21 protein-coding genes and 4 pseudogenes are annotated in these 22,593 nt (G+C 68.1%); 14 read left to right on the top strand and 11 right to left on the bottom strand.

The features are described from left to right. Positions 1–186 precede the first annotated feature (186 nt). Positions 187–1,293 (bottom strand): annotated as a pseudogene (locus ACFP2T_RS42910) (IS701 family transposase); the annotation flags it as partial. Between the two features lie 274 nt (positions 1,294–1,567). Here ACFP2T_RS42910 and ACFP2T_RS42915 point away from each other — a divergent pair. Next, complete coding sequence (locus tag ACFP2T_RS42915; protein WP_377432789.1) at positions 1,568–1,885, top strand: SGNH/GDSL hydrolase family protein; 318 nt, start codon at positions 1,568–1,570, stop codon at positions 1,883–1,885. Between the two features lie 41 nt (positions 1,886–1,926). Next, complete coding sequence (locus tag ACFP2T_RS42920; RefSeq protein ID WP_377432763.1) at positions 1,927–2,283, top strand: ricin-type beta-trefoil lectin domain protein; 357 nt, start codon at positions 1,927–1,929, stop codon at positions 2,281–2,283. Positions 2,284–2,411: 128 nt separating this feature from the next. Here the strand turns inward: ACFP2T_RS42920 and ACFP2T_RS42925 are convergent, their stop codons facing one another. Next, positions 2,412–3,920 carry a cellulase family glycosylhydrolase gene (locus ACFP2T_RS42925; protein WP_377432764.1) on the bottom strand — a complete coding sequence of 503 codons (1,509 nt, stop codon included), beginning with the start codon at positions 3,918–3,920 and terminating at the stop codon, positions 2,412–2,414. A gap of 181 nt (positions 3,921–4,101) precedes the next feature. Between ACFP2T_RS42925 and ACFP2T_RS42930 the strand changes: the two genes are divergently transcribed. Next, positions 4,102–5,343 carry an ROK family transcriptional regulator gene (locus tag ACFP2T_RS42930; protein ID WP_377432765.1) on the top strand — a complete coding sequence of 414 codons (1,242 nt, stop codon included), beginning with the start codon at positions 4,102–4,104 and terminating at the stop codon, positions 5,341–5,343. 410 nt (positions 5,344–5,753) lie between these two features. On the opposite strand, the gene ACFP2T_RS42935 is transcribed toward ACFP2T_RS42930, so the two are convergent. Both ACFP2T_RS42935 and ACFP2T_RS42940 read right to left on the bottom strand, forming a co-directional pair. Beyond that, positions 5,754–5,900: a hypothetical protein gene (locus ACFP2T_RS42935; protein ID WP_377432767.1), complete on the bottom strand. Its 147-nt coding sequence runs from the start codon at positions 5,898–5,900 to the stop codon at positions 5,754–5,756. A 227-nt stretch (positions 5,901–6,127) separates the two neighbouring features. Further along, positions 6,128–6,361 (bottom strand): hypothetical protein, encoded by a 234-nt coding sequence (locus tag ACFP2T_RS42940; RefSeq protein WP_377432768.1) that lies wholly within the window; start codon positions 6,359–6,361, stop codon positions 6,128–6,130. A gap of 146 nt (positions 6,362–6,507) precedes the next feature. Between ACFP2T_RS42940 and ACFP2T_RS42945 the strand changes: the two genes are divergently transcribed. From ACFP2T_RS42945 to ACFP2T_RS42955, 3 genes are all read left to right on the top strand, one after another. Further along, the gene (locus ACFP2T_RS42945) at positions 6,508–7,059 is read left to right on the top strand and encodes a hypothetical protein (RefSeq protein WP_377432769.1); all 552 of its coding nucleotides are present in this window, start codon (positions 6,508–6,510) and stop codon (positions 7,057–7,059) included. 452 nt (positions 7,060–7,511) lie between these two features. Next, positions 7,512–7,661 (top strand): hypothetical protein, encoded by a 150-nt coding sequence (locus ACFP2T_RS42950; protein ID WP_377432770.1) that lies wholly within the window; start codon positions 7,512–7,514, stop codon positions 7,659–7,661. Between the two features lie 552 nt (positions 7,662–8,213). Beyond that, entirely contained in the window at positions 8,214–9,350 is a 1,137-nt protein-coding gene (locus ACFP2T_RS42955) for a M20 family metallopeptidase (RefSeq protein ID WP_377432772.1), read from the top strand. A gap of 16 nt (positions 9,351–9,366) precedes the next feature. Here the strand turns inward: ACFP2T_RS42955 and ACFP2T_RS42960 are convergent, their stop codons facing one another. Both ACFP2T_RS42960 and ACFP2T_RS42965 read right to left on the bottom strand, forming a co-directional pair. Continuing rightward, positions 9,367–10,212 (bottom strand): transglutaminase family protein, encoded by an 846-nt coding sequence (locus tag ACFP2T_RS42960; protein WP_377432773.1) that lies wholly within the window; start codon positions 10,210–10,212, stop codon positions 9,367–9,369. Next, entirely contained in the window at positions 10,209–11,027 is an 819-nt protein-coding gene (locus ACFP2T_RS42965; protein ID WP_377432774.1) for a transglutaminase-like domain-containing protein, read from the bottom strand. Before ACFP2T_RS42965 ends, ACFP2T_RS42960 begins: the two co-directional genes overlap by 4 nt. 196 nt (positions 11,028–11,223) lie before the next feature. Here ACFP2T_RS42965 and ACFP2T_RS42970 point away from each other — a divergent pair, with 196 nt between their 5' ends. The 5 genes from ACFP2T_RS42970 to ACFP2T_RS42990 all read left to right on the top strand — a co-directional run bounded on the left by ACFP2T_RS42970 (position 11,224) and on the right by ACFP2T_RS42990 (position 15,365). Continuing rightward, entirely contained in the window at positions 11,224–12,636 is a 1,413-nt protein-coding gene (locus ACFP2T_RS42970; protein ID WP_465264299.1) for a circularly permuted type 2 ATP-grasp protein, read from the top strand. A gap of 10 nt (positions 12,637–12,646) precedes the next feature. Continuing rightward, entirely contained in the window at positions 12,647–13,594 is a 948-nt protein-coding gene (locus ACFP2T_RS42975; RefSeq protein WP_377432776.1) for an alpha-E domain-containing protein, read from the top strand. Then, a complete protein-coding gene (locus tag ACFP2T_RS42980; RefSeq protein ID WP_377432777.1) occupies positions 13,591–14,433 on the top strand; it encodes a transglutaminase family protein in 843 nt (280 codons plus the stop codon). Before ACFP2T_RS42975 ends, ACFP2T_RS42980 begins: the two co-directional genes overlap by 4 nt. A gap of 27 nt (positions 14,434–14,460) precedes the next feature. After that, complete coding sequence (locus ACFP2T_RS42985) at positions 14,461–14,811, top strand: ArsR/SmtB family transcription factor (protein ID WP_377432790.1); 351 nt, start codon at positions 14,461–14,463, stop codon at positions 14,809–14,811. A gap of 356 nt (positions 14,812–15,167) precedes the next feature. After that, positions 15,168–15,365, top strand: coding sequence for a hypothetical protein (locus ACFP2T_RS42990; RefSeq protein ID WP_377432779.1), 198 nt, complete (start codon positions 15,168–15,170; stop codon positions 15,363–15,365). A 226-nt stretch (positions 15,366–15,591) separates the two neighbouring features. Here the strand turns inward: ACFP2T_RS42990 and ACFP2T_RS42995 are convergent. After that, positions 15,592–15,714, bottom strand: a pseudogene (locus ACFP2T_RS42995) (IS110 family transposase); the annotation flags it as partial. A 392-nt stretch (positions 15,715–16,106) separates the two neighbouring features. Between ACFP2T_RS42995 and ACFP2T_RS43000 the strand changes: the two are divergent. Next, a pseudogene (locus ACFP2T_RS43000) lies at positions 16,107–17,104 on the top strand (IS481 family transposase). On the opposite strand, the pseudogene ACFP2T_RS43005 reads toward ACFP2T_RS43000, so the two are convergent. Next, a pseudogene (locus ACFP2T_RS43005) lies at positions 17,093–17,239 on the bottom strand (IS5/IS1182 family transposase); the annotation flags it as partial. The pseudogenes ACFP2T_RS43000 and ACFP2T_RS43005 overlap by 12 nt on opposite strands. Before the next feature lie 246 nt (positions 17,240–17,485). Here ACFP2T_RS43005 and ACFP2T_RS43010 point away from each other — a divergent pair. Then, positions 17,486–18,976 (top strand): cellulose binding domain-containing protein, encoded by a 1,491-nt coding sequence (locus tag ACFP2T_RS43010; RefSeq protein WP_377432780.1) that lies wholly within the window; start codon positions 17,486–17,488, stop codon positions 18,974–18,976. Between the two features lie 390 nt (positions 18,977–19,366). Here ACFP2T_RS43010 and ACFP2T_RS43015 read toward each other — a convergent pair whose 3' ends face one another. Genes ACFP2T_RS43015 through ACFP2T_RS43025 form a run of 3 tightly spaced genes read right to left on the bottom strand, consistent with a single transcriptional unit; the run spans position 19,367 to position 20,687 of the window. Further along, complete coding sequence (locus ACFP2T_RS43015; RefSeq protein WP_377432781.1) at positions 19,367–19,585, bottom strand: hypothetical protein; 219 nt, start codon at positions 19,583–19,585, stop codon at positions 19,367–19,369. Positions 19,586–19,643: 58 nt separating this feature from the next. Next, complete coding sequence (locus ACFP2T_RS43020; protein WP_377432782.1) at positions 19,644–20,066, bottom strand: integrase core domain-containing protein; 423 nt, start codon at positions 20,064–20,066, stop codon at positions 19,644–19,646. Then, positions 20,067–20,687 (bottom strand): IS3 family transposase, encoded by a 621-nt coding sequence (locus tag ACFP2T_RS43025; RefSeq protein ID WP_377432783.1) that lies wholly within the window; start codon positions 20,685–20,687, stop codon positions 20,067–20,069. Positions 20,688–21,266: 579 nt separating this feature from the next. Between ACFP2T_RS43025 and ACFP2T_RS43030 the strand changes: the two genes are divergently transcribed. Continuing rightward, positions 21,267–22,175: a hypothetical protein gene (locus ACFP2T_RS43030; protein WP_377432785.1), complete on the top strand. Its 909-nt coding sequence runs from the start codon at positions 21,267–21,269 to the stop codon at positions 22,173–22,175. Positions 22,176–22,593 lie beyond the last annotated feature (418 nt).

Raw genomic sequence — 22,593 nt, forward strand, 5'->3', positions numbered from 1 at the left:
CTTAGTACTCCAGCCGTAGCTGGGTGATTCGGTGTCTTCGCTGGTAGTGGGCTTGTTTGGCGCGGTATTGGTGTCGGCGTCGCCATCGTGACCATCGATGTATGTGGTCGAACGGTCGGGCGGTGGCGGTCAGGTGTGCCAGGAGACGGCGGACCTCGCCGAGGGTAAGGGGGATGAGCCGTTCATGATCGGGTTCGGTGTCCCCTTTTGAGCGTGGGCGGCGGTGACGGCGAGGTAGGCGTGTGCCACCAGTACGAGGGTTATGTGGCGGTACCAGGCGTCGTAACGCCGCACCTGGTACTGGTCCAGGCCGACCTCGGTCTTCGCGCTCCGGAAGCACTCCTCGATCGCCCACCGGGTGCCCGCGACCCGGATCAGTGTCTCGTCGGTGGTGTCGGCGGGGCCGAAGCAGAGGTAGTAGGCGCGGTCGTCGAGGTTGGTGATGCTGCGCCGGATCAGCAGCCACTGGCGGTACCCGTCGGTGTCGGGGAGGGTGGCCGTGGCCCAGTCGTAGAGCCGTGGTCCTTTCGCTCCATCGCCACAGCTGCGCCGTTTCCACGCCTCGACCGGTGCGGCGGTGGCCAGGATGTCGGGGCGCCAGTTGCCTGTCGTGGTGGGGATGCGTTGGTTGCGGGGAACGGCGAGGACGTAGCCGATTCGCTGTTGCTGTAGCCAGGTTCGGAACTTCGAGTCCAGACCGTAGGCCTCGTCGGCGGTGACCCACCGCGCCGGGAGTCCCGCGTTGAGCGCCCGGTCGAGCATGCGTAGGCCGAGGGCGGGTTTGGTGGCGAACGTGACCGCGTCGTCGATAGCGGCTTCGTCGCGGCGGGCGGGATCGTCGCACCAGACCCGAGGCAGGTAGAGGTCTCGGTCGATGAGGGTGCGACCCATCGGGGTGGCGTAGGCGAGAAACACCCCGAGCTGACAGTTCTCGGTTCGCCCCGCAGTGCCGGAGTACTGCCGCTGAACCCCGGCCGATTTCACGCCCTTCTTCAGGAAGCCGGTTTCGTCGACGATCAGCACCCCGTCGTCGTGGCCGAGATGCTCGGCCACGTAGGCGAACAGGTCGTCACGGACCGCGTCCGGATCCCACAACGACCGGTTGAGCAGCCTCTGCATCCGATCCGGCGTCGCGTCACCGGCAGCCTCGGCAAGGGTCCAGCCGTTCTTCGCCGCCAACGGCGACAACAACCCGACCAGATAGCTGAGCGCCTGCTTGCGCGGCTGCGCACGCCCGAACCGGTGCGCAAACCGCGCCAGCAGATCATCCAGACCCGCCCGCCACCCGACGATGTGATCGACCAACACAAGCGCAACAGCCTGCCCGGCCCGCAGCCCAAGGCATCAGACACGAAGTGCGATCGTCTGGCCAGTCCGGCGACTAGCATCGATGCTGGCAGCTATCGCATCGGCACCGACGAGACGTCGATCATGCTGCTGAAGTGCCAAAACGCCAGGAACCGCAGGTACGGCTGGAGTATTAGTAGTGCTTTGTTAGGTCGTTGTGGCGTGTCGCTTGTCGGCCGCTCGGCCCGACATCCTGATCATGCACCTGGGCACGAACGACATGTGGAACAACATCGCCCCGGCCAACATCCTGACCGCGTTCAGTAAGCTCGTGGACCAGATGCGGGCCAGTAACCCGACCATGAAGCTCCTGGTCGCGAAGATCATCCCGATGAACCCGAGCAACTGCTCCGCCTGCGGCCAGCGCGCGGTCAACCTCAACAACGCGATCCCGGGGTGGGCCGCCTCGAAGACCACGACGGCTCACCGTGGTCGACCAGTGGACCGGCGTCAACACCGCCACCGACACGGGCGACGGCGTACACCCCAACAAACTCCGGCAACCAGAAGATCGCGGCCAAGTGGTTCGACCCACTGACCCAAGCCCACGGCGGGGCACCAGCACGGCCGGACCGATGCATGTGCTTGGCGCGGGCAAGTGTCTGGACGTGCCGAACGCCTCCTAGGCCAACGACACCGAGCTGGCGATCTGGGACTGCAACGGCGGCACCAACCAGCGGTGGACCTACACCTCCGGCAAGCAACTCGTGGTGTACGGCAACATGCCTGGACGCGGCCGGTCGCGCCACCACCAACGGCACCCGGATCATCATCTGGGACTGCACAGGCGGTACCAACCAGCGGTGGAGCTCAACGCCAGCGGCACCATCATCGGCGTCCAATCCGGTCTTTGCTTGGACGTCACCAACGCCTCCAGCCTTGGCCGAACTGTGGGCCTGCCACCGCGGAAGCAACCAGCGGTGCCGCCTGGGATAGCCACCGCGAAAGGCAACGCCGGACCGGGTGCCGTCGGGGCGGCACCCGGTCCATCGCGTTTGGTACCCGTTGAGGTGAGGGCGGTGACCCCAGCCTCCGAAATAGGCCGGGCTCACTTCGAGAGTCGGTCAGACGTACGGGTTTTGGGACAGCAGGTGGGCTTTGTAGCCGACGCCGACGCCGGGTTCCGGTGTGCCGGCCCAGTCTCTGATGAGCACAGCGCCGCCGGTGCATCCCCAGGGGTTCCAGGTCCAGGCCAGGTACCCCATGTTGTGCGCGTCGGCCCAGCTCACCAGCCGCTGCATGTAGTCGAAGCCGCAGTTATCCTGACCGAACTCACCGATCACGACCGGCACCTGCTGCGCGAGCGGTGCGATCTGACTGTCCCAGCAGGATTCCGTGGCACACGCGTTGAAGCTGTACGCGTGCCAGGAGGCGGCAATGTTGTTCAGCGGGTCGTTCGGCTTGTACGCCAGCCATTCGCGCATGTCGTTGGTCCACTCCAGTCCGCTGACCATGAGCATGTTGGTGGCGCCGGTGGCGCGGACGGCGTCGACGAGGTCCTGCATGCCGGCTGCCTCGTAGGGCAGGCCGGTGCAGGTGCCGCCGTCGCGTAGGCACTGCCAGCCCAGGGTCTTGTTCCATTCGGCGGGCATGTCCGGGTAGGGCTCGTTGAACAGGTCGAAGACGACGGCGTCGTTGCCTTTGAAGGTGTTGGCGACGCCGGTCCAGAACTGCGGGGCGTACCGTGCGTCGGGCATCGGCTTTTGGCAGACGGCGGCTTCGTCCTTGCAGTGCCAGTCCGGGCTGTTGGTGTAGGCGCCCCAGTTCCAGTGCAGGTCGAGGATCACGTTGATGCCGTTGGCGACCAGCAGGTTGACGTAGTCCTTGACGCCCTGCTGGTAGGTGGCGCCGCTGGGGGAGCCGTTGACGCCAAGCCAGCATTCCTCGTTCAGCGGGATCCGGACCGCGTGGATGTTCCAGGTCTTCATCGCGTCGACGGAGGCCTGGTCGACCGGCCCGCCATCCCACATGCCCTTGCCCTGCACGCAGGCGAACTCACCGCTGGATCGGCTGACACCGAGTAGCCGGTACGCTTTGCCGTCCGCAGTGACGATCTTGTTGCCGGACACCTTGAGCTTGGGCGCCGGACCGCTGGGTGGGGAAGTTGTGGCGGTCGGCGACGGGCTGGCGCTCGTCGGGCTGGCGGTCGGCGTGGTCACCGAGCCGGTGCAGGCGGTGCCGTTGAGCGCGAACGACGCGGGTACGGGGTTGGCGCCGTTCCACGCGCCGACGAACCCGATGGAGGTGGACGCGCCGGTGCGCAGTGAGCCGTTCCAGCCCATGCTGGCCGCGGAGACGCGGGCGCCGGACTGCGTCCAGTTAGCGCCCCAGCCCTGCGTGACGCGCTGGCTGGCGTTCGGGAAGTCGAACGTGAGCGTCCAGCTCGACATCGCGTCACCGAGGTTGGTGATCGCGACGTTGGCGGTGAACCCGCTCGACCACTGGCTCTGCACCGTGTACGTGACCGAGCAGCCGGAGGCGGCCGCGGAGGCGGGAAGGGTTGCCGTGGCGATGCCACTCAGTACCAGCGCGCCGGCTGCGCCGGCGGCCAGTAGTGCATGACGGTGTTTCATCTGATCTCCTCGTGGGTCTTGAGGGATCGATGGGAGCGCTGCGGAACATCCTTTATTAGGTCGTTTACGAAAGTCAATACGCTGCACGGCCGACGCTAGGCGTGGCGGAAGAAGCGACCGGAGCGTTCCGGTACGGGAAAGTAAAGTAGCCTGGCAAAGCGACGGACCGGAGGAGGAGACGGTGGCGACCAGCCCGATCTGGACCAGCCGGCCGAAGACACGCGGCCTGGTCCTGGATCTGATCAGGTCGGCGCGCACGATCACCCGCATCGAGCTCGCCGAGGCGACGGGCCTGACCGGTGCCACGATTTCCGAGGTCGTCCGCGAGCTCATGGGTGACGGCCTAGTCGTCGAGGCTGGTCGGGGTGCGCCGACCGGTGGCAAGCCACGCACGCTGGTCCAGCTCAACCCGCTGGCCCGCTTCAGCGTCGGGGTCCAGCTCGAGCGCAACACGTGCGTCATCGTCGTGGTCGACCTGGCGGGCCGGCAGGTGGCCCGCACGTCGTTCCACGGTGTGGCGTCGATGCCGCCGGAGCGGGCACTGCCGCTGGTGGCCGCGCAGGTGGAGGCGCTGCTGGCCACGGCGGCCGTCGATCGCGACAAGGTGTTGGGGGTCGGCCTGGTCAGCTATGGGCCGCAGGACCGGCGCGTGGGTGTGCTGTTGACGCCGCAGCCCACCGACGAGTGGCTCGACCACCCAGTCGCGCGGCGGCTCTCGGAGAGCCTCGGCATGCCTGTCCTGCTCGACAACGACGCCGCAGCGGCCGCCATCGGCGAGTACTGGATGGGCGCGGTAGACCCGCGCAGCACCTACGGCTGCATCTACATGGCCACCGGGATCGGTGGTGGGGTCGTGGTCGCCGGTGAGGTCTATCGGGGCAGTTCCTCCAACAGTGTGGAGATCGGCCACATCTCGATCGACGTCAACGGTGACGAGTGCCCGTGTGGCAACATCGGCTGCCTGGAAAACTACGCCGGCCCGTCGGCTCTGGTCCGGCAGGCCCTGGCGACACCGGGGCTCGCCCAGCGGCTGGCGCTCGACCCGGCCGAGGCCGATTTCCTCAGCGAGTTCGCGCGGATTGCGGCCGCGGCGAACGCCGGCGATCCCGCCGCCCGGAGCCTGGTCGAGGGGTCGGCCCGCTATCTCGGTTCCGCCGCCGTCACCATGGCGAGCCTGTTCGACCTGGACACAATCGTGCTGGCCGGGCCGAGCTTCGCAGTCGCCGGCTCGATCTACCAGGCGGTGATCCAGCAGGAGGTGGACCGCCGCACGTTCGCCCGGCGGGCCCATCCGGTGCGGGTCGTACCGTCGGTCAACGGGTCCGACGCGGCGGCGATCGGCGGCGCGGTCCTGGTCCTGCAGAGCGAACTGACCCTCGGACATCCCCGCCAAGAGGCCCCGCGACCGGTGCCCGCCTCCTGACCTCTGACCTCGAGGATGACCTTGGCCGCTGATGGGTCGCTCCAGCGGGCCATGATCCGGGCGATCGGGGACTTGCCCGATCCTGACCCGCCAACCAGCGCCACCGGGCAGCCCGGGGTGAGGGGCGAGCACGTCGAGGTCGCCCGCGCTTCGGCCGTTGTCAAGTTGCCGAAGAAAGTCTTCGACATGTTTCGGCAGTACAGGCGGCGTCAAGCTGTGACGCGATGCGGACCTCGCTCCCGGCTAACCACTGGCTGCAGGTTGACTTATTTAGGCTGCCTACGTAACGATCTGGTCGCCGACCGACGACGAGAGGACGGATGATGCACGAGACCTTGCACGACGGCTGGCGCCTGCGTGCCGTCCGGAGGGCCGGTGCCGGACATCCTCGTGGGACGGCAGGTGCCGGCTCAGGTGCCCGGCAGCACCCACCTCGACCTGATGGCCGTGTAGCGCAGGTACCAGCGAACCGCGACGACGATCACCTCGGCCGGCAATCGGAACCCGGTGAACGCCGACTTCGGCGGCGACCAAGGACGACGACTCGCTAGCGCCACCCGTCAAGCCTGCCTCGGCCCCACAACCACAGGCGACGCAACTGTGAGTGTGAAGGTGCGGCTCTGAGATCGTAAGAACCGTGCACCTGCGGGCTGGGGTCTGACCCGCAACGCAACCGGCTCAGTAGATGCCTTTGCTCTGATCTGTCGACTGTGGCTCGTGGGAGTGCCTGCTGTCACCGGACCGGTAGGGCATGTCCCGATAGACATCCCATGACGTCTTGATGTCAAGCAGCGGCGGTCGATTGTTGATCTTTGGCGGATGGCCAGGCGTGGTCCTCGTCGTACCTCGTCGCGGTATTCAGACGGCCGTGCAGGATGCCGACGAGGCGGTTGCTGAGGTGCCGTAGTGCGGCGTGGTGGTTGACGCCTCGGGCGCGCTGTTGGTCGTAGTAGGCGCGGGCGCCTGAGTGACCGAGCCGGACGCGCTGGATCTGTTCTCGCTGCTGTCGCTGGTCCACCGGCGCCTCGACGGCGCTCAGATCACGCCCCGGCCCTGACCGCTTGGGCAGAAGCCGCGAACGATGATGATGTCACCGTCGGGTCTGGGCCTGCCGGTGAGGCGGACCTTCTTGGCAGCGGCGACGACTGGTGGCTTGTGGCCTGTATGGATTGGCCGCGCGATCGGTGGATCGGCTACGTCCAAGGTTACTGGAAGGCAGCGACGGTCATCGTCGAACGCGTCGCGAGCACCGGGCGTGACCAGGACTACCTTGTCTACCCGTTCCTGATGTGCTGGCGGCACTATGTCGAACTGCAGCTCAAGGTCTTGACCCAATTGGCGGCCACGTACCTGCGTAAGTCGTGCGAATTGCCAAAAACGCACAAGATCGACCATCTTTGGCGAGTGGCACGCCCTCTGATCGAGCGAGCATATCCGGGCGGCGCGACGACGGACTTGGACAACGTCGAGCACATCCTTTTGCAGTTGCACGATTTCGACCCGACGTCGGAGCACTTCCGCTATCCGATCTTGAAAGATGGCTCCGAGACGTTGACCTCGCTCGGTCGGGTGCACATGCGCCGATTTCACCTGGCGATGGAGGGCGTCGCCGGCTTACTCGATGGGGCAGAGACCGGGATCCGTATGATGATCGACCAGCGCAACGAGTGCGAGGCGGCCATGTACGACGTGTACGGCAGCTCGGATGGGTCTTAGCTGGATGGTCGTCCGGACGGCATCAACCGGGGAAGACACCCGCTCGACCCGCCGGGGCGGACGACCTTCCGGACGACATCCTGGCTTTGCTGGCCGACGTCCAGACGGCTATCGCCCGGGGTGATCTGAGCCCGGACCCGTCCGCGTACGCGATCCACAAGCACGTGATGGGCGTTCGCGGAGACAAACCCCGCGCATCCCGGGGTCGCGCCGCCGTCGACGGCTGGTGCCCCCACCTGCACGCCGAGTCAGTTCACCCGGCGGCACAGCCCTACGGCCTCGAACCCGTGCTGCGCCGCCGACCCACCGAACGGCCTCAGGACCACCGGGGGGACACCATTCATCCCCCAGTATGCCCGGGTTGGTCGGCAACCCGGTCTGGTCCCGCAGCTGCGGGCGTCGGTTCACCGCTAACCGGTTCAGGTTCGGTGACCAGTCTTTTTGAGGTCGAGGTGACAACGATTGAGGTGCTCCAGGTCCAGCCGGCCGAGGCACAGGAGGCCGAGGATCTGGCCCTTGGTTGCGTGGCCGACCCGGACGAGGGGTCGGACACCGTCGAGTGGCTGGCGACAAAGGACCGAAACGCCGACGTGATCGGCTGACCGTTTGCTGTCGTGGAGGGGCCGGCACCACCGACCCCTCCGTTGCGCCTACGAGACAAGTCCTGGTAGGCGCTCGGCGGTTATGAGAGTGGCCGTCATACCGGCAGCGATGCCGGCCAGTTGGATGCGCGGGCCCCGGGCACAACGTCGTCGGCCACGGCGGTCATCCGGGCCGCGTACGCCGTCGTGGTCGACCGGGCCGAAATGCTGCTCCAGGCGACTGACCGATTGCCGCAGCCGGCCACGCTATGAGGCCACCCCGGACCAGCCGATGACGTTCGCCCGCCTATCCGATGGCAGCCGCGCCGGACGAGCGTCAAACCACGGCGCTCCCTACGCCCCCGGGTCCTTCAGCAGGCTCTGAAGGCGAGTCGTGCCGGCGATCTCGGGTAGGGACCAGAGATGTCGCGCGAGGTCGGGTTCCGTCACTGTCAGGGACACCGATCTCGGCATCGGCGTCCCCGTCCGAGTAGCCGCGACAGCACGACCGACAACGACACAATCCGCCTTCGCACAGCAACATCGCGCGGCGATTGGTCTCAGGATGGTGCGATGGATCTGAACACTTTCCTCGCCACCGCCACCGAGTTGCTTGCCCTGCCGTCCACGGCCGACCGACCCGACCAACTCCGGCGCGCCGTGGATTGGGTCGTCGACTTCGTCGGCCCGGGGTTCACGGTGGAACGATTCGAGTCCGCCGGCAAGCCGAGCGCCCTGCTCTACGCAGACGCCCATGGCGGAGCGGCACGACCGGCGAGCTTCCGCGCCATCCTCAACGCCCATCTCGACGTGGTATCGGCCGAGGCCGAGCAGTTCCGGGCGCGCATCGAGGGCGACCGGATCTACGCGCGCGGCGCCCAGGACATGAAGGTGACCGGGCTGGTGCAGGCTCAGGTCTTCCGTGAGGTCGCGCCGCGTCTGCCGTACCCGCTGGCCCTGCAACTCGTCGCGGACGAGGAGGTCGGCGGGCGGGACGGAACGCTGCATCAGCTCGAGCAAGGCGTGACCGGAGAGTTCGTGGTCATCGGCGAGCACAGCCGCCTCGACATCGTGGCCGACTCCAAGGGGCTGTTGCACGCACGCCTGCGGGCGTCCGGCCGCGGCGCTCACGGAGCCTACCCGTGGCTCGGCGACAACGCCGTGCTGAAGCTGGTGAACACCGTGACACGGTTGCTGGCGACGTATCCGCCGGTTGCCGAGGAGGCGTGGCGGACAACGGTGAACCTGTCCCGGATCGACACCCCCAACCGCGCCTACAACCAGGTGCCGGCCGATGCGCAGGCGTGGCTCGACATCCGGTTCCCGGCGGAGGACGACAGACTGAACGGCAGAACTATGGCGGAGGTCGCGGAGTTTCTGGTCAGCTTCACCGAGCCGGGCGTCTCGGTCCAGGTCGATCATTTCGACCCCCCGCAGCACGTCGACCACGACAACCGCGACGTCGCCGAGCTTCGTCGGGCCGCACAGCGGCAGGGCTATCCGTCCGACTTCCTACGCAAGCACGGGGCCGGCGACGGCGGCTTCTACTCGGGGCGCGGCATCGCCGCGGTCGCGTTCGGCGTCGGCGGTGCCGGCCAGCACGGTCCGGACGAGTACGCCGAGATCAGCACCATCACCCCGTACTACCGCGCTCTGAAGGACTTCCTCGAACGCCTGCGTGGTGCGGACGAGCCGGGCCGACACCTCTAACCGGCAGGAGCGCGGGCTAGATGAGGGTGACGGCGACCCGTTTGGTGGCGGTCAGGGTGCCGCGGGCGGTGCCGAAGTACGAGCCGGAGGTCGGAGCCACGTCTGTGTAGTCGCGCCCGGTGGCAACGGTGACGTAGTCGCGGCCGGCGCGGCGGGCGTTGCACGGGTCGAACGCGACCGCCCGTGCACCCGCCGGGTCCGCGACGACGGCCTCCACCCAGGCATGCGTGCCGCCCTCGCCCAGCAGGTGCCCCGAGACGTAGCGGGCTGGCAGGCCGACAGCCCGGCAGAGCGCGATCATCAGGTGCGCACTGTCCTGGCAGACGCCACGGCCGGCGGCGAGCGCCTCGGCGGCCGTGGTCGTGACCGAGGTCACGCCGAATTCGTAGGTGATCGCGTCGTGCACGTAGTCGCAGAACCGCTCGGCGACGGCCAGCCGGTCCTTGCCGTCCATCGTCGCGGCCAGGTGTCGGATCGCCGGGTCGGCGGTCGTCAGTCGGGTCGCGCCGAGCAGCCGCGGGTCGGTGAGCGCTGAAGCGGGCAGCAACACGTCGGTGACTGGCCCGGCCCGTTCGACGACCGCCTCGACCTCGAACTCGATGTGGTCATGCACGTGCGGCACCCGCGCTCGGAGGACGGAGTTGCCGGCGGCGTCACGGCGGTGGGTGGTGCGGGCACCGGCGGCGGAGATGGTGATCGAGTGCCGCCGCCGGTGCTGATCGCCATGCCGTCGGGGCGGCACCACCACCAGTCGGTGGTCGAGGTCGCGTACCGGGCCGTCGTACGTGTAGCGGAAGCGCTGGCTCAGCACGTACGTCAGGCGCCGCGCCCGCTGGATCTCGCTGCGGGAGGGCAGCGTCATGGCGGTTCCTCGGCCCAGACGGTCATGCTCTCGAGCATCGGTCCACCGTAGGTGGTGACCATGGCCACGTCCACCGCGTCGCGCCCTCGGCCGATCAGCACGCGACCCTTGCGGGGCATGTTGTTGCGGGGGTCGAAGGTCCACCACTGCCCGTCGAGGTAGACCTCCACCCAGGCGGCGAAGTCCATCGGCGCCGGGTCCGGCGGCACGTCCATGTCGGGAAGGTAGCCGAAGGCGTACCGGGCCGGGATCGAGAGCGCACGGCAGAAGCTGATCGCGACGTGGGCGAAGTCACGGCAGACGCCGCTGCCGGCGGCGTAGGCCTCGGCGGCGGTCGTCGTCGGGCTGCTGCTGCCATAGGCGAACCGCAGGTGGTTGTTGACGTGGTCGCAGATCGCCTGCACCCGTCGGTAGCCGGGCTTGTCGTTGCCGAACAGGCGCCATGCCTCGTCACCGAGCACGTCGGGCAGGCAGTAGCGGCTGGGCATCGTGTAGACCAGCACCTCGTCAGGCAGGAGCGCGGTCGGCACCTCGGCGGCATCGAGGTCGACGTCTTCGGTCGCGTCCGGGACCGACACGAGCGCGTCGTACCGCAGCGTGGACGTGCCCGCCGGCAGTGTGAGCCGTTGACAGACGTTGTCGTAAAGGTCGACGTAACCGTGCCGGGGGGTCTCCGGGACCATGTCCCAGCCCTGCCGCAGCACGGTGGCCGGCGGTGCCCCCGAGGGCTGGACCTGGAAGATCGCGGGTGTGTCGATCTCCGCCGCATACTGGAACTCGCACCCGACCCGGACCTGGCGTGCCACGGCTGCCATCGCCGAATTGTGGGCCGTCATTGTTTCCTCACCGTAACGGCTAGGCGCGGCAACACATCGGTGGTACGAATCCCACATGGGTGGGCTCCTGGACGGATACCCGCGCGGTCCAGCTTACGACGAGATGTTCGAGGCTGACGGGTCGCCGCATCCGCATGCGCGGGCACTTTACGACGCCCTTCAGACGCTTACCGGCGTGGATCTGGCGCAGCGGGCAGCCGCGCGGGACCGTAGTTTCCGTGATCAGGGCGTCACCTTCTCCCATGCGGGGGAGGAGTGGCTCTTCCCGCTCGACCTGATCCCCCGGCTGATCCCGGCCGCCGAGTGGGAGCGGGTCGAGGAGGGTGTCGCGCAGCGGGTACGCGCGCTGGAGGCGTTCCTCGCCGACGTGTACGGGCCGGCCGAGGTGGTCCGCGACGGCGTGGTGCCGCGTTCGTTGCTCACCAGCTCCGAGACGTTCTGCCGGCCGGCGCACGGCATCCGGCCGCCGGGCGGTGTGCGGATCCATCTCGCCGGGATCGACCTGGTCCGTGACGAGGCGGGCGCCTTCCGGGTACTCGAGGACAACCTGCGGGTCCCCTCTGGCATCTCGTACGTCGTGGAGAATCGACGCACGATGGCCCGGGTCTTCCCCGGATTGTTCCTGGAGCAGGGGGTGCAGCCCGTCGCGCAGTACCCCGGACTGTTGCTCGACGCCTTACGCCGTTGCGCCCCGGCGGGCGCCCACGACCCGGTGGTGGTCCTGCTCACCCCCGGGGTGCACAACCCGGCCTATTTCGAGCACGCCTTCCTAGCCCGCAAGATGGGCATCGAGCTGGTCGAGGGGCGCGACCTGTTCTGCGAGAAGCACGTCCTCTACATGCGCAGCCTCGGCGGTCGCAAGCGGGTGGACGTGGTCTACCGGCGGGTCAACGACGAGTTCCTTGACCCGGTGCACTTCCGGCCCGACTCGGTCGTCGGCTGCCCGGGCATCCTCAACGCCGCGCGCGCCGGCAACGTCACGATCGCCAACGCGGCCGGCAACGGCGTCGCCGACGACAAGCTGACCTACTCTTACGTCCCGGAGCTGATCGGGTACTACCTCGGCGAGAAGCCGGTGTTACCGAACGTGGCGACCTACCGGCTCGATGACCCCGACGTGCGCGCGGAGTGCCTCGGGCGGCTGGACCAGCTCGTCCTGAAGCCGGTGGACGGGTCCGGCGGTGCCGGCATCGTCATCGGGCCACACGCATCCGACGAGGATCTAGCCGCCGTACGGGAAAGAGTGATCGCCGAGCCGCGGGCCTGGATCGCGCAGGAAATGGTGCTTTTGTCGACCGCTCCGTCCTACGTCGACGATCGGCTGGTACCCCGGCACATCGACCTGCGACCATTCGCAGTCAACGACGGTGAGCGGGTGCGGGTGCTGCCCGGCGGGCTGACCCGGGTGGCGCTGCGGGAGGGCACCTTGATCGTCAACTCAAGCCAGGGCGGCGGCTCCAAGGACACCTGGGTGCTGACCTCGGCCCTGCACCGGACGCCCGACGCCGAGGCCGAGGCGTTTCCCGCGCAGGCGGTCCGCGGCACCGTCCCGGACCTGGGTCCCCGCAACGACCAGCCCCAGCAATGAGAGGACCGCGATGCTGAGCCGGGTCGCCGAGTCGTTGTTCTGGATCGGCCGGTACGTCGAACGCGCCGAGGACACGGCCCGGCTTCTCGACGTGCACTTCCACGAGGTGCTCGAGGACCCGACCGTGGACGAGGTGGCCGCCTGCACCGTCCTGCTGACGGTCATGGGCGTCCCCGACGACACGGCCCGGCAGCACCGGACCAGTCAGTCCGTACTGGAGCTGCTCGGCTACGACCGGGACGCCTCCAGCTCGATCGCCGGCGCGCTCATCGCGGCCCGTCAGAACGCCCGTGGCGCCCGCGAAGCCCTCTCGGCGGACATCTGGGAGTGCCTCAACTCGACCTACAACGCCCTTCCGGTCCGCCTCACCGCCGCCCGCGACTTCGGCCCCGCGCCGTTCTTCTCGTACGTCCGCGAGCGCGCCGCCACCTTCGCGGGCCACGTCGAGGCCACCATGAACCGGGACGCGAGCCATGACGTACTCGTCCTGGGTCGCAGCCTGGAGCGGGTCGACATGACCGCACGGCTGCTGGCCTCCCGGATCGGTGCGGCCGGGGGCGACGAGCGCTGGACCTCCACCCTGCGCGCCTGCTCCGCGCACGACGCGTACCTGCGCACCTACCAGCAGGGCGTCGACGCTCCCCGGGTGCTCAAGTTCCTGCTCATCGACCGGCTCTTCCCGCGGTCGGTGTTCTACGCGCTGCGCGCCGGTGAGCAGGCGCTGGCCCGGCTCGATCCGGTTTCCGGGCGCTCCGGGCTCTACGAACCCGCCCGCCGGGCCATCGGCAGGGCCCGCACCGACCTGGAGTTCATGTCCGGTGACAACCTGCTCGACAATCTGTCGGAGCGGCTGCACGGGTTGCAGCGGACGGTCTCGACAGTCAGCGAAGAGGTAACCCAGCGGCTGTTCGCCGGGTCGGCCCCACTGCGGTGGAGCATCGAGGAGCCGGCCGCGTGAGCTGGCGGATCGCGATCCGGCACCGGACCGGCTACCGCTACGGCGGGCCGGTGCAGGCGTCGTACAACGAAGCCCGCCTGACCCCGCCTACCGTCGACGGTCAGCGCCTCCTGCAGGCGGCACTGAACATCACGCCGGAGACCACACCACTGCGATACACCGACTACTGGGGTACGACGGTGGACGCGTTCGACATCCACGTCCCGCACACCGAGCTGGTGGTGCTGGCGACCTCGACGGTCGAGACGTCCGCGGGCCGGCCCGTAGCGTCCGGTATCAGCTGGGCGGAGCTGGACGGGCGTACCGTCCGGCAGCGCTTCGGTGAGCTCCTCGGCGCCACCCGCTACGTGCCGGCGGAGCCGGAGCTCGCCGAGGTCGCGCGGTCACTGCGGGGCGGGTCGACGCCGGTGGAGGCCGGGCTGCACGCGGCGGCGTGGACCCACGAGGCGCTGCGCTACGAGCCCGGCGCGACACACGTGCACACGTCCTCGGCGGAGGCGCGCGCCGCCGGCAAAGGCGTCTGTCAGGACTTCGCGCACGTCACGCTCGGGCTGATGCGCGCAACCGGGCTGCCGGCCCGTTATGTTTCGGGCTACCTGCACCCGGACGCGGACGCGGCGATCGGGGTAGCGACGCCGGGCGAGAGCCACGCGTGGGTGGAGTTCTGGGCCGGCGAGTGGTTCGCGGTCGACCCGACCAGCCTCGCCAAGGTGGGCAGCCGGCACGTGCTGCTGGCCCGCGGTCGGGACTATGCTGACGTGCGGCCGCTCTCCGGTGTCTACTCCGGACCCGCGGCGGAGCAGATCGGCGTCACTGTCGAGATCACCCGGCTCGGCTGACCGGTTGCTGCCTCGCGACAGGTGTACGTGCAGGGCACTCCGCGGCCGGCAGCGCGGCGCTCCGGCGAGCAGCCGGCGTGCCTCGCCCGCTCCGACGTCCGTGCGCGCCCCGCAGAGCGGGTTGGTGCAGTAGAGCGAGTGCTTCGTCTGATCCAGGCTGCTCCGGAGGGGGAGGCGTCAGTGTCTGATCTCACCGCGCCGCTCGGGCTCTCCCAGCCGACCGTGAGTCATCACCTCCGGATCCTCACCGAGGCCGGCCTGCTCGAGCGGGAGAAGCGCGGTGTCTGGGCGTACTACCGCTTGGTGCCGTCGGCGATCGCGGCGATCGCCGATCTGTTGACGCCGCCCTGCAAGCGGGCGACGAAGAAGATTCGCTGACCGGCAGCGTCGAAGACCGGCGCGCGCCAACTCTGTCCCGGCACCGACCCGACACACTGTGATCAACACGGGTCACGAAGCCTCGGTAGCGTGCCGCCCAGGCCCGGATCTCCGGGCCTGGTCCGCACGGACATGTCCAGGATGACGTAGATCGGGGCGCCGTCCGGGCGGACCGCCCAATTGGTCCGCCACGACCTTTAGGGGCAGGGCCAGGCCGCCATGATCATTTCGGTTTAGCATGCATTCGACTGCACGTCGTCGGCGAGGCGGCCAACGGGCACGACGCCGTCGACAACGCTCGCAGCACCGGCGCCGACGTCGTCCTCATGGACATCCGCATGCGTGGGGGTGTCCCTATGGGTTCCGTCAAGGTTCGAATGTCACCACTGGTCGTCGAGTTCAGCGACGCGGCGGCGGAGTGGGCGGGCGTCGTGACGCGGCAGGGCGTGGATGATGATGTGCAGGATGCGGCGGAGTTCGATGGGGTCAGGGCAGCAAGCGAGGGCGCCGCAGCCGTATGCCGGGTTGAACAGCCGGTGATAGGGATCGCGTAGGAAGTGAGTCCATGCATCGAGGGCCTCACATGCCGCGCCGGGCCATAGCCGGGTGCGTTCGAGTTGGGCGATCGCGGCGCGGCCGCGTGGGCTGAGGCCGGGGATGCCCGGAACGGCGGGCTGGTCAAGGCGGCGGTGTGTGCCGGCGCGTACTCGCGCTGGTGACTTACGCGCCATCGCCCTTTCTGGTGCTCGTCATGGCGACCATGGTCGCACGCAGCTGATGTCATGCCGTCCTGGGCGTCGGTGGCTGGTAGGGGGCATTGTCGCGGCGCACGGCGAACAGGACGTCAACGCAGCGTCTCGCGAGGCAGATCAAGGCGGCGTTGTGGCGTTTGCCTTGGGCTCTGTTGGGTCGGCCCGAGGCGCGGTGCCGGTCTTTCGACCGGTCCGTTTCCTCGGGCCGCCCGCCGAACGCGGCGTGCCCATCACTGAGCACCGGGCTCTCCACAAGCCGCGATGGGGTCGTTCCGTCACTCAGCTTGTTGAGGCCCACGGCGTGGGGATCTTCGTGCCCCGGTAGGGGTAGCACGTCGTCCGCACCTTGCCGGGATCGAAGAGCGCCGGCTCGCCGTCCGCGCGGATGCGGTTGGTAAGCCAGGTGGCCTCGCCGGCTAGGTGTACTGCCCAGGGAGGTTGGTCGAGATCATGTGACGACACGATCTGATGTCGTAGGTAGGTGAAGGCCTCCGGTTGTGGAGTGGAGCTGTCTAGGAACCGCTCCGGCAACAGGAGGCCTTCGTGTCCCACGCTAACGCTGCCCTGAGCCCTCGCGCACGTCTGCGCCTGGCGCGTCTGATCGTCGATGAGGGCTGGCCGGTCGCCCGAGCGGCCGAACGCTACGACGTGTCCTGGCCGACCGCGAGGCGTTGGGCTGACCGATACACCCAGCACGGTCGCGCCGGCATGGCGGACCGGTCATCGCGGCCATGTCACAGCCCGTCGCGGACCCCACAGCCCACTGTCCGCGAGATTGTTCACCTGCGGTTGAAAAAGCGTCTCGGCCCGGTCCAGATCGCCGGGCGGCTCGGCATGCCGGCCTCGACCGTGCACGCCGCGCTGACCCGGTGCCGGGTCAACCGCCTGTCACACATCGACCGGGCCACCGGCGAACCCGTGCGCCGCTACGAACACCACCATCCCGGCGCCATGCTGCATGTCGACGTCAAGAAGTACGGCAACATCCCCGACGGCGGCGGCTGGCGCTACGTCGGCCACGCCCAGGGCGGCCGCAACCGCGAGGCGACCGCCCGCCGCACCGGAGCCCGCAACACCCGCTACGAGCCCCGTGTCGGCACCGCGTTCGTGCACACCGTCGTCGACGACCACTCACGCGTGGCCTACGCCGAGATCCGCGACGACGAGAAAGCCCTCACCGCGATCGAGGTGCTCCGCAACGCCGTCGCCTGGTTCACCGCCCGCGGAGTCACCGTCGAACGGGTGTTGTCCGACAACGGCTCGGCCTACAAGTCCCACGCCTGGCGCGACGCCTGCACCGAACTCGGCATCACACCGAAGAAGACCCGCCCCTACCGGCCACAGACCAACGGAAAGTCGAACGCTTCCACCGCACCATGACCGACGGCTGGGCCCTCGCCCGCTTCTACGGATCAGAGAACGCACGCAGGAAGGCCCTACCAGCCTTCCTACATCACTACAATCACCACCGACCCCACACCGCTATCGGTGGCCGCTCACCCATCACCAGGTTGACCAACGTCCCTGGGCAGTACAGCTAGGGCGAGCAGGGCCCGACGGCCGGGGCCGAAACGCCGCCAGCGGGATCGACGCTGCTTGCGGTGGCTGCGGATGCGTTCGGCGAGGTGGTTGAGGGTTCGGCTGGACAACGAGATCGTGGACGGGTAAGCCAGCATGGTGAGGCTCCCGTTTGGGGCATCGGGTTTTGGTCGATTTGCTGTCTTACCTGGAGCCTCGCCCTCATCGATCCGCGGCCCCGGCCCACCCGGGTTGACCTGCAAGATCAGGTTGAAAGCGGCTCAGTATTGACAACACGGCGTCACCTCAGGCTGTGGCACCAAGACCGGCAGGACTGGCGGCACCAACCAACCTGCCGGTTGTTCTTCCTGTTCGCGGGTCCGACCAGGCGGTTGGCTGGGGGCATGAAGCCAATCTTTCGCAACACTCTCCGAGTGGTCGCTGCCGGCCTGCTCGGGCTGTCCACAGTGGGCGCGATCGCGTTCAGCGGGACAGCCTCAGCCGCACCGCCGGTGACCTCCGCCGACCTGTCATCGGCGGTTCGCGCCCGGATGGCGGCCCAGGTGCCGCTGATCGACGCGGCGAGCGTCATCCGGTCGGCTGTCGAGGCCGGCCAGCCACGCGGCTACGCCGGGCTCGGGTTGGTCAAAGGCCACGTCACGCTGTGGTGGAAGGGCGCCGTCCCAGCTGACGTCACCCGGGCTGTGGACAGCGCCCGGCGGATCGCCGAGGTCAAGGTCGAACCGGCCGCGTACTCCGGCACCGAACTGAAGACCGCCGCAGCCAAGGTGAGCCGCGTCGTCGCCTCCGACCCGACCGACGCCGCACATACCGTACGGATCAAGACGGACGGCAGCGGCCTGGAGGTCGCCGTCGACACCTCAGCCGGTGCCAAAGTGCCGGCTCTGCCGAACACCGGCGTCAAGACCCACAGCGTCGCGGCGAAGGAGCCGAAGCTGCACGCCACCCGCGACGACGATGAGGCTCCCTGGAACGGCGGCGCGGGCATCTCGCGGGACGGACCCGGCGTCGACTGCACCGCCGGGTTCGGGGTTCGCCACGCCGGCACCAACACACCGTACGTGCTGACCGCCGCGCACTGCGGTGAGCTCGGATCGTTGTGGTCAGACGGCGTCAACGAACCGATCGGGACGATGGTGCGGCGGCACGTCGACCACGACACCGCACTGATCAGTGCCGAGTCGGCGGGTAAATACATGTACGTCGGCGGCCAGTACGACGAGACGAAGGTGCCGGTTGTCGGCTGGACGCAGGTCTTCCCCGGGCAGCTGCTCTGCCAGTCCGGTTACACCACTTCCTGGGTGGTCGGCCACCCGATCTGCAACCTCGAGGTCCAGTTCCACTACACCGACCGGCAGGACCTGGTCGAGGCCACCCAGCTGGACGGTTTGGAGTCCGGTTACGGCGGGGACAGCGGCGGTCCGGTCTACATGGTGAACCCGGACGGCTCGGTGTTGGCCGCCGGCACGCACACCAGCGGCGCTGGGCCGGGCATCGGCTTCCAGGACTTCGCGACGGCCCGCGCTGACTTCGGTGACATCGTGCCGGTCGACAACTCGGGCACCGCCAGCACCTGCCGGGTGTCCTACCAGGTCGCCAACAGCTGGCCGGGTGGTTACACGGTGAACGTGACCCTCTACAACTCCGGCTCCGCGATCAACGGCTGGCGGCTCAACTGGGACCTGGGCGCCGGCAGCACCGTCACCATCCCGTGGAACGCCGCGACCAACCAGTCCGGTGCCACGGTGACCGCGTCCAACCTGGCCTACAACGCGACGATCCCGGCCGGCGGCGCGACCACCTTCGGGTTCAACGCATCCGGCACGCCCAACACCCCCGCTTCGTTCACCCTCAACGGGCAGACCTGCGCCTGACCCACATCGGGGGCAATCGCATCCGATCTGCTGTTTGTGGGCTGTTCCGCTGCTCATGGACCGGTCTGTTGTTCATGGACCCGGTCGGCGAAAGCCGGCCGGGTCCGCTCGCCGTTCCCGGCCGATGTATGTCGCTGCAACCCGTTCGTGGCCCAGATCGTCGAACTCCTGGTAGTGCTGCGGCGTAATGCGGTGGCGTCGGATGGCGTACAGCGACAGCGTGACGGGGCACGCAGACCATGTCCGTCATCCGTCAGGCTCCATCCCAATACCGAAGTCGACCCGCTCCAGGCGGTCGCGAGCCGGACACTGGGCGTTGTGCCGAGCACCCAGCGGTAACGGCTGAGTCGGCGGATTGCCACGGCGAACGACTTGAGCGATACCGCAGAGTCAGGTGACCGTTTCCAGACGGCGCTCCGCGGCTACGCCGGCGTCCTCGACCGGCTGCTCGCCGAACTCGGCGCCGACTGGCCCCCTGCCGGTCTCGACGGCTACGACTCGGCTGAACTCCTCGAACGGCTCTGGGGGACACCGGGCCCCGGCGACCTGGAACCGCAACCGGGCCGCGGTCGCCGGTTGGCTGTCCTGGTGCGCCCTGTACCATGCCAAAATCCTGTACCTGCCAAAACTCGTTCAACGGCCGTGACCTGGTGTCTTGAAGATTGACTCAGGCTGGCCGGTGGTACTCGTTGATCACTCCGCCGAGTCGCCGTCGGCGCCGTACGTGCTTGTCCAGGGGGATGACGACGGTCGGGTTGTGGTTGGGTGGGCGCTGCTGTCGTTCTTGGTGGGGCCGGTGGTTGTTGAAGTGGTCGACGTACTCGCCGATGACGGCCTGTGCGTGCCGCTCGTTGTAGATCAACATGTGGTTGGTGCATTCTTCCCGGAGGCTGCGGCCCCAGCGTTCGATGAAGCAGTTCGCTCGCGGGGTGCGGGGCGGGGTCTTGACTACCGTGATTCCTTCGGCGGTGAACGCCGCATCGAAGGCGGTGGTGTACTTGGCGTCGCGGTCGCGGTCGCGCATGAGGAACCGGAAGCCGTTGGCATGCTCGCCCAGGTTCATGGTGAGGTTGCGGGCTAGCTGGGTCACCTATTGCCCGGTGGGGTGGGCGGTGACGCCGAGAATGTGGACCCGTCGGGTGGCCACCTCAATGAGCGCCAGCGCGTACAGGCGCCGCAGCAGGATGGTGTCGAGGTGGAAGAAGTCGATCGCCAGCACACCCGCCGCCTGGTTGCGCAGGAACGTACGCCAATTGGTGTCCTGCTGGCGGGGCGCGGGGCCAATACGGCGGCGAGCCAGGATTCGCCGTATGGTGCCGGCGCCGATCTGATGGCCGAGCCGCTGTAGTTCGCGTTGGACGCGGCGGTGTCCCCATCTCGGGTTTTCTTCGGCCAGCCGCAGGACAAGGTTCCGGATCTCGTCGCGGACCGGTGGCCTGCCGGGTCGGTTCGGGTAGGTCCAGCGGTGTCGCACCAGCCGGCGGTGCCAGGCCAGCAACGTGGCCGGAGTGACAATCCGATGCTCCCGTAACCGGCGGGGCGGCAGACAGGCGAGGGCGGACAGGATCGCCCGGTCCGGCCAGGACAGCTGTGGCCGGCCGTGGACATGGCGGCGTAGCACCGCTATCTCGTGCCGTAGCGCGAGGACCTCGACCAGCAGCGCACTGTCTCCTCGGAGCAGTAGCCCCAATCCGGTGAACAGGTGGATCATCCCAGGTACAGCAACCGTACGACCATACCGGCGATCATTAGCCCGAGCCGAGAACTCCCAGCCCACAGCATGTGCGGCAGATTTTGGCGCGGTACAGGCCGTTGGCGAACTGGTGCGGGCAACTCCGGCATCGGCGCCGGACCGGGTTGCGGTCTGTCGGGTAGCGGGGTCGGTATGAGCACGCCGATGAGTCGTTCGCGGTCGCGGCGGCGGGTTGGTGTCATGACCGGCCCAACGGCTCGGGCGGCGGCCGGCGTCGTGCGGGCGAGGTCGGCGGAGACATCGACTAGGCCGCCGGTTTCGACGACCCCCTCGCGCAAGTCCACGTCGTAGCCCCACCGACCACGGGTCGCCCGGATGATGAGCTCACCCAAGTAGGCGCCCATCGCCATTATCGTGAAGTGTTTGACCTTGGCCGACGGCCGGCTGAGAAGGAACTCTTCGCAGAGCCGGTCGAGTCTGTGCTGCGCTGAGGTCACTCCGACGCCAGTCGTCCCTGACCCTCGAACGGATGCACGCGTAACTCGGATGACTGGCCGCGGAGGCGGCGCCTAGGCTAAGAGCCATTCAGTCAGCGCGTTGGAGAAGCCCATGGCGGAGTGCTTCTACTGCGGACAAGACGAGAAGCTCACCAGGGCGCATCTCTTCCAGCAGCGGTTCCGGGACCTGATGGGAACCGGCGACGAGATCACGCGGCTTGGGTCGTCCAGCCATGCGTCGAGCGGCATCGATCGAGCGATCGAACATGAGGGCGACATCCGAAACAGCGTGGTGACCGCGCTGTGCGGCGACTGCAACAACAACTGGATGCAAGGGATCGAGGTCGCCGCAGCGCCGGCATTTGCGACGATCGTCCGGGACCACGGACTACCGCAACCCCAGGAACTGCTACGACTGGCGCACTGGGCCACCGTCGTGGCGGCCCTGGCGAGCCAGTTGCACGTCAGGATCGAGATACCCGTGGCAATGCGCCGCGAAATTCGCCGGGCGCCCGGCCAACCGGACTTCTACGCAACGTACTTCGTGTGGACATCCGAACATCTTGACAGCGTGACGACGTCCTTCTTCCGGGTCGCCGCGAAGAATCCCGACAGCGACTTGCCCGTGGGCTGGTACCACTTCCTCCACGTCGGTCCCATGGTCGCGATTTCATGTACGCCACAGCTGTACGGACGCGTCGCTCGTGTGTTGCGGGACGCCGGAGTCGACGCTGTGCTCGGCTGTCTCGGCGACACGGTCCTGTACGTCCCCCGCGAGTTCGGGGCGGCCATGCAGGAGTTGCGCTTCCCCAGCCACGACGTGGTCCAGGAACTCGGGTGGAGCATGTTGGGTTCGGGCCGTTCTTATACCGTCGCCAAGAACCAACTCAAGCTGCTGGACCTTAGCGGCGGCCTGGTGTTCGCCGACACGGACCTCAGCTTCGACTTCGAGGGAATGCTCTTCGACTTCCGACAGCTGCCCGGATCCAACGCAAGTTCCGTGGCGTGAAGCTGCCTAATCCACTCGTTAAGGGTGCGGATATCAAGTCTGCGATCGAGGCGCCGATGGTCGTGACGGCGCCGACACCACAGCGGCTGCGGCCGCGAGCCAACGAACCAGATCGCCTCTGTCCTTACCCGGCACCCTGAACATGATCGACCGTGGACCGTCATAGCCGGCGCCCGGAACTGTGCCGCGTAGGGCTCAACGATCGCCTCGGGTGTGGATCGTGACACGCGAACGCCAACCACACACCATCCGGCCTTCGGCATGATCGGGTGCGCGCTCATCGGCAGTTCCGGACATCGACCGACCCGGAGGTCGGCCACGGAGCGTGACGGCTCCGGGCTGGGTGGCGCGCACGGGTGGCGGCATGAGTAGCCCTGTGTCAAGCGGTGGAGGCAAGGACGGCCTGCAGGGCTCGGTG

The sequence above is a fragment of the Plantactinospora solaniradicis genome (assembly GCF_042658085.1).
GTDB lineage: Bacteria > Actinomycetota > Actinomycetes > Mycobacteriales > Micromonosporaceae > Plantactinospora > Plantactinospora solaniradicis.

What these genes read in the sequence shown, in the direction of transcription:
- ACFP2T_RS42960 (WP_377432773.1), bottom strand. Translation starts at nt 10,212, where the DNA reads ATGACGCTGCCCTCCCGCAGCGAGATCCAGCGGGCGCGGCGCCTGACG.
- ACFP2T_RS42915 (WP_377432789.1), top strand. Translation starts at nt 1,568, where the DNA reads ATGTGGAACAACATCGCCCCGGCCAACATCCTGACCGCGTTCAGTAAG.
- ACFP2T_RS42920 (WP_377432763.1), top strand. Translation starts at nt 1,927, where the DNA reads ATGTGCTTGGCGCGGGCAAGTGTCTGGACGTGCCGAACGCCTCCTAGG.
- ACFP2T_RS43025 (WP_377432783.1), bottom strand. Translation starts at nt 20,687, where the DNA reads ATGATCCACCTGTTCACCGGATTGGGGCTACTGCTCCGAGGAGACAGT.
- ACFP2T_RS42965 (WP_377432774.1), bottom strand. Translation starts at nt 11,027, where the DNA reads ATGGCAGCCGTGGCACGCCAGGTCCGGGTCGGGTGCGAGTTCCAGTAT.
- ACFP2T_RS42975 (WP_377432776.1), top strand. Translation starts at nt 12,647, where the DNA reads ATGCTGAGCCGGGTCGCCGAGTCGTTGTTCTGGATCGGCCGGTACGTC.
- ACFP2T_RS42925 (WP_377432764.1), bottom strand. Translation starts at nt 3,920, where the DNA reads ATGAAACACCGTCATGCACTACTGGCCGCCGGCGCAGCCGGCGCGCTG.
- ACFP2T_RS43010 (WP_377432780.1), top strand. Translation starts at nt 17,486, where the DNA reads ATGAAGCCAATCTTTCGCAACACTCTCCGAGTGGTCGCTGCCGGCCTG.
- ACFP2T_RS42955 (WP_377432772.1), top strand. Translation starts at nt 8,214, where the DNA reads ATGGATCTGAACACTTTCCTCGCCACCGCCACCGAGTTGCTTGCCCTG.
- ACFP2T_RS42990 (WP_377432779.1), top strand. Translation starts at nt 15,168, where the DNA reads ATGGGTTCCGTCAAGGTTCGAATGTCACCACTGGTCGTCGAGTTCAGC.
- ACFP2T_RS42945 (WP_377432769.1), top strand. Translation starts at nt 6,508, where the DNA reads ATGGATTGGCCGCGCGATCGGTGGATCGGCTACGTCCAAGGTTACTGG.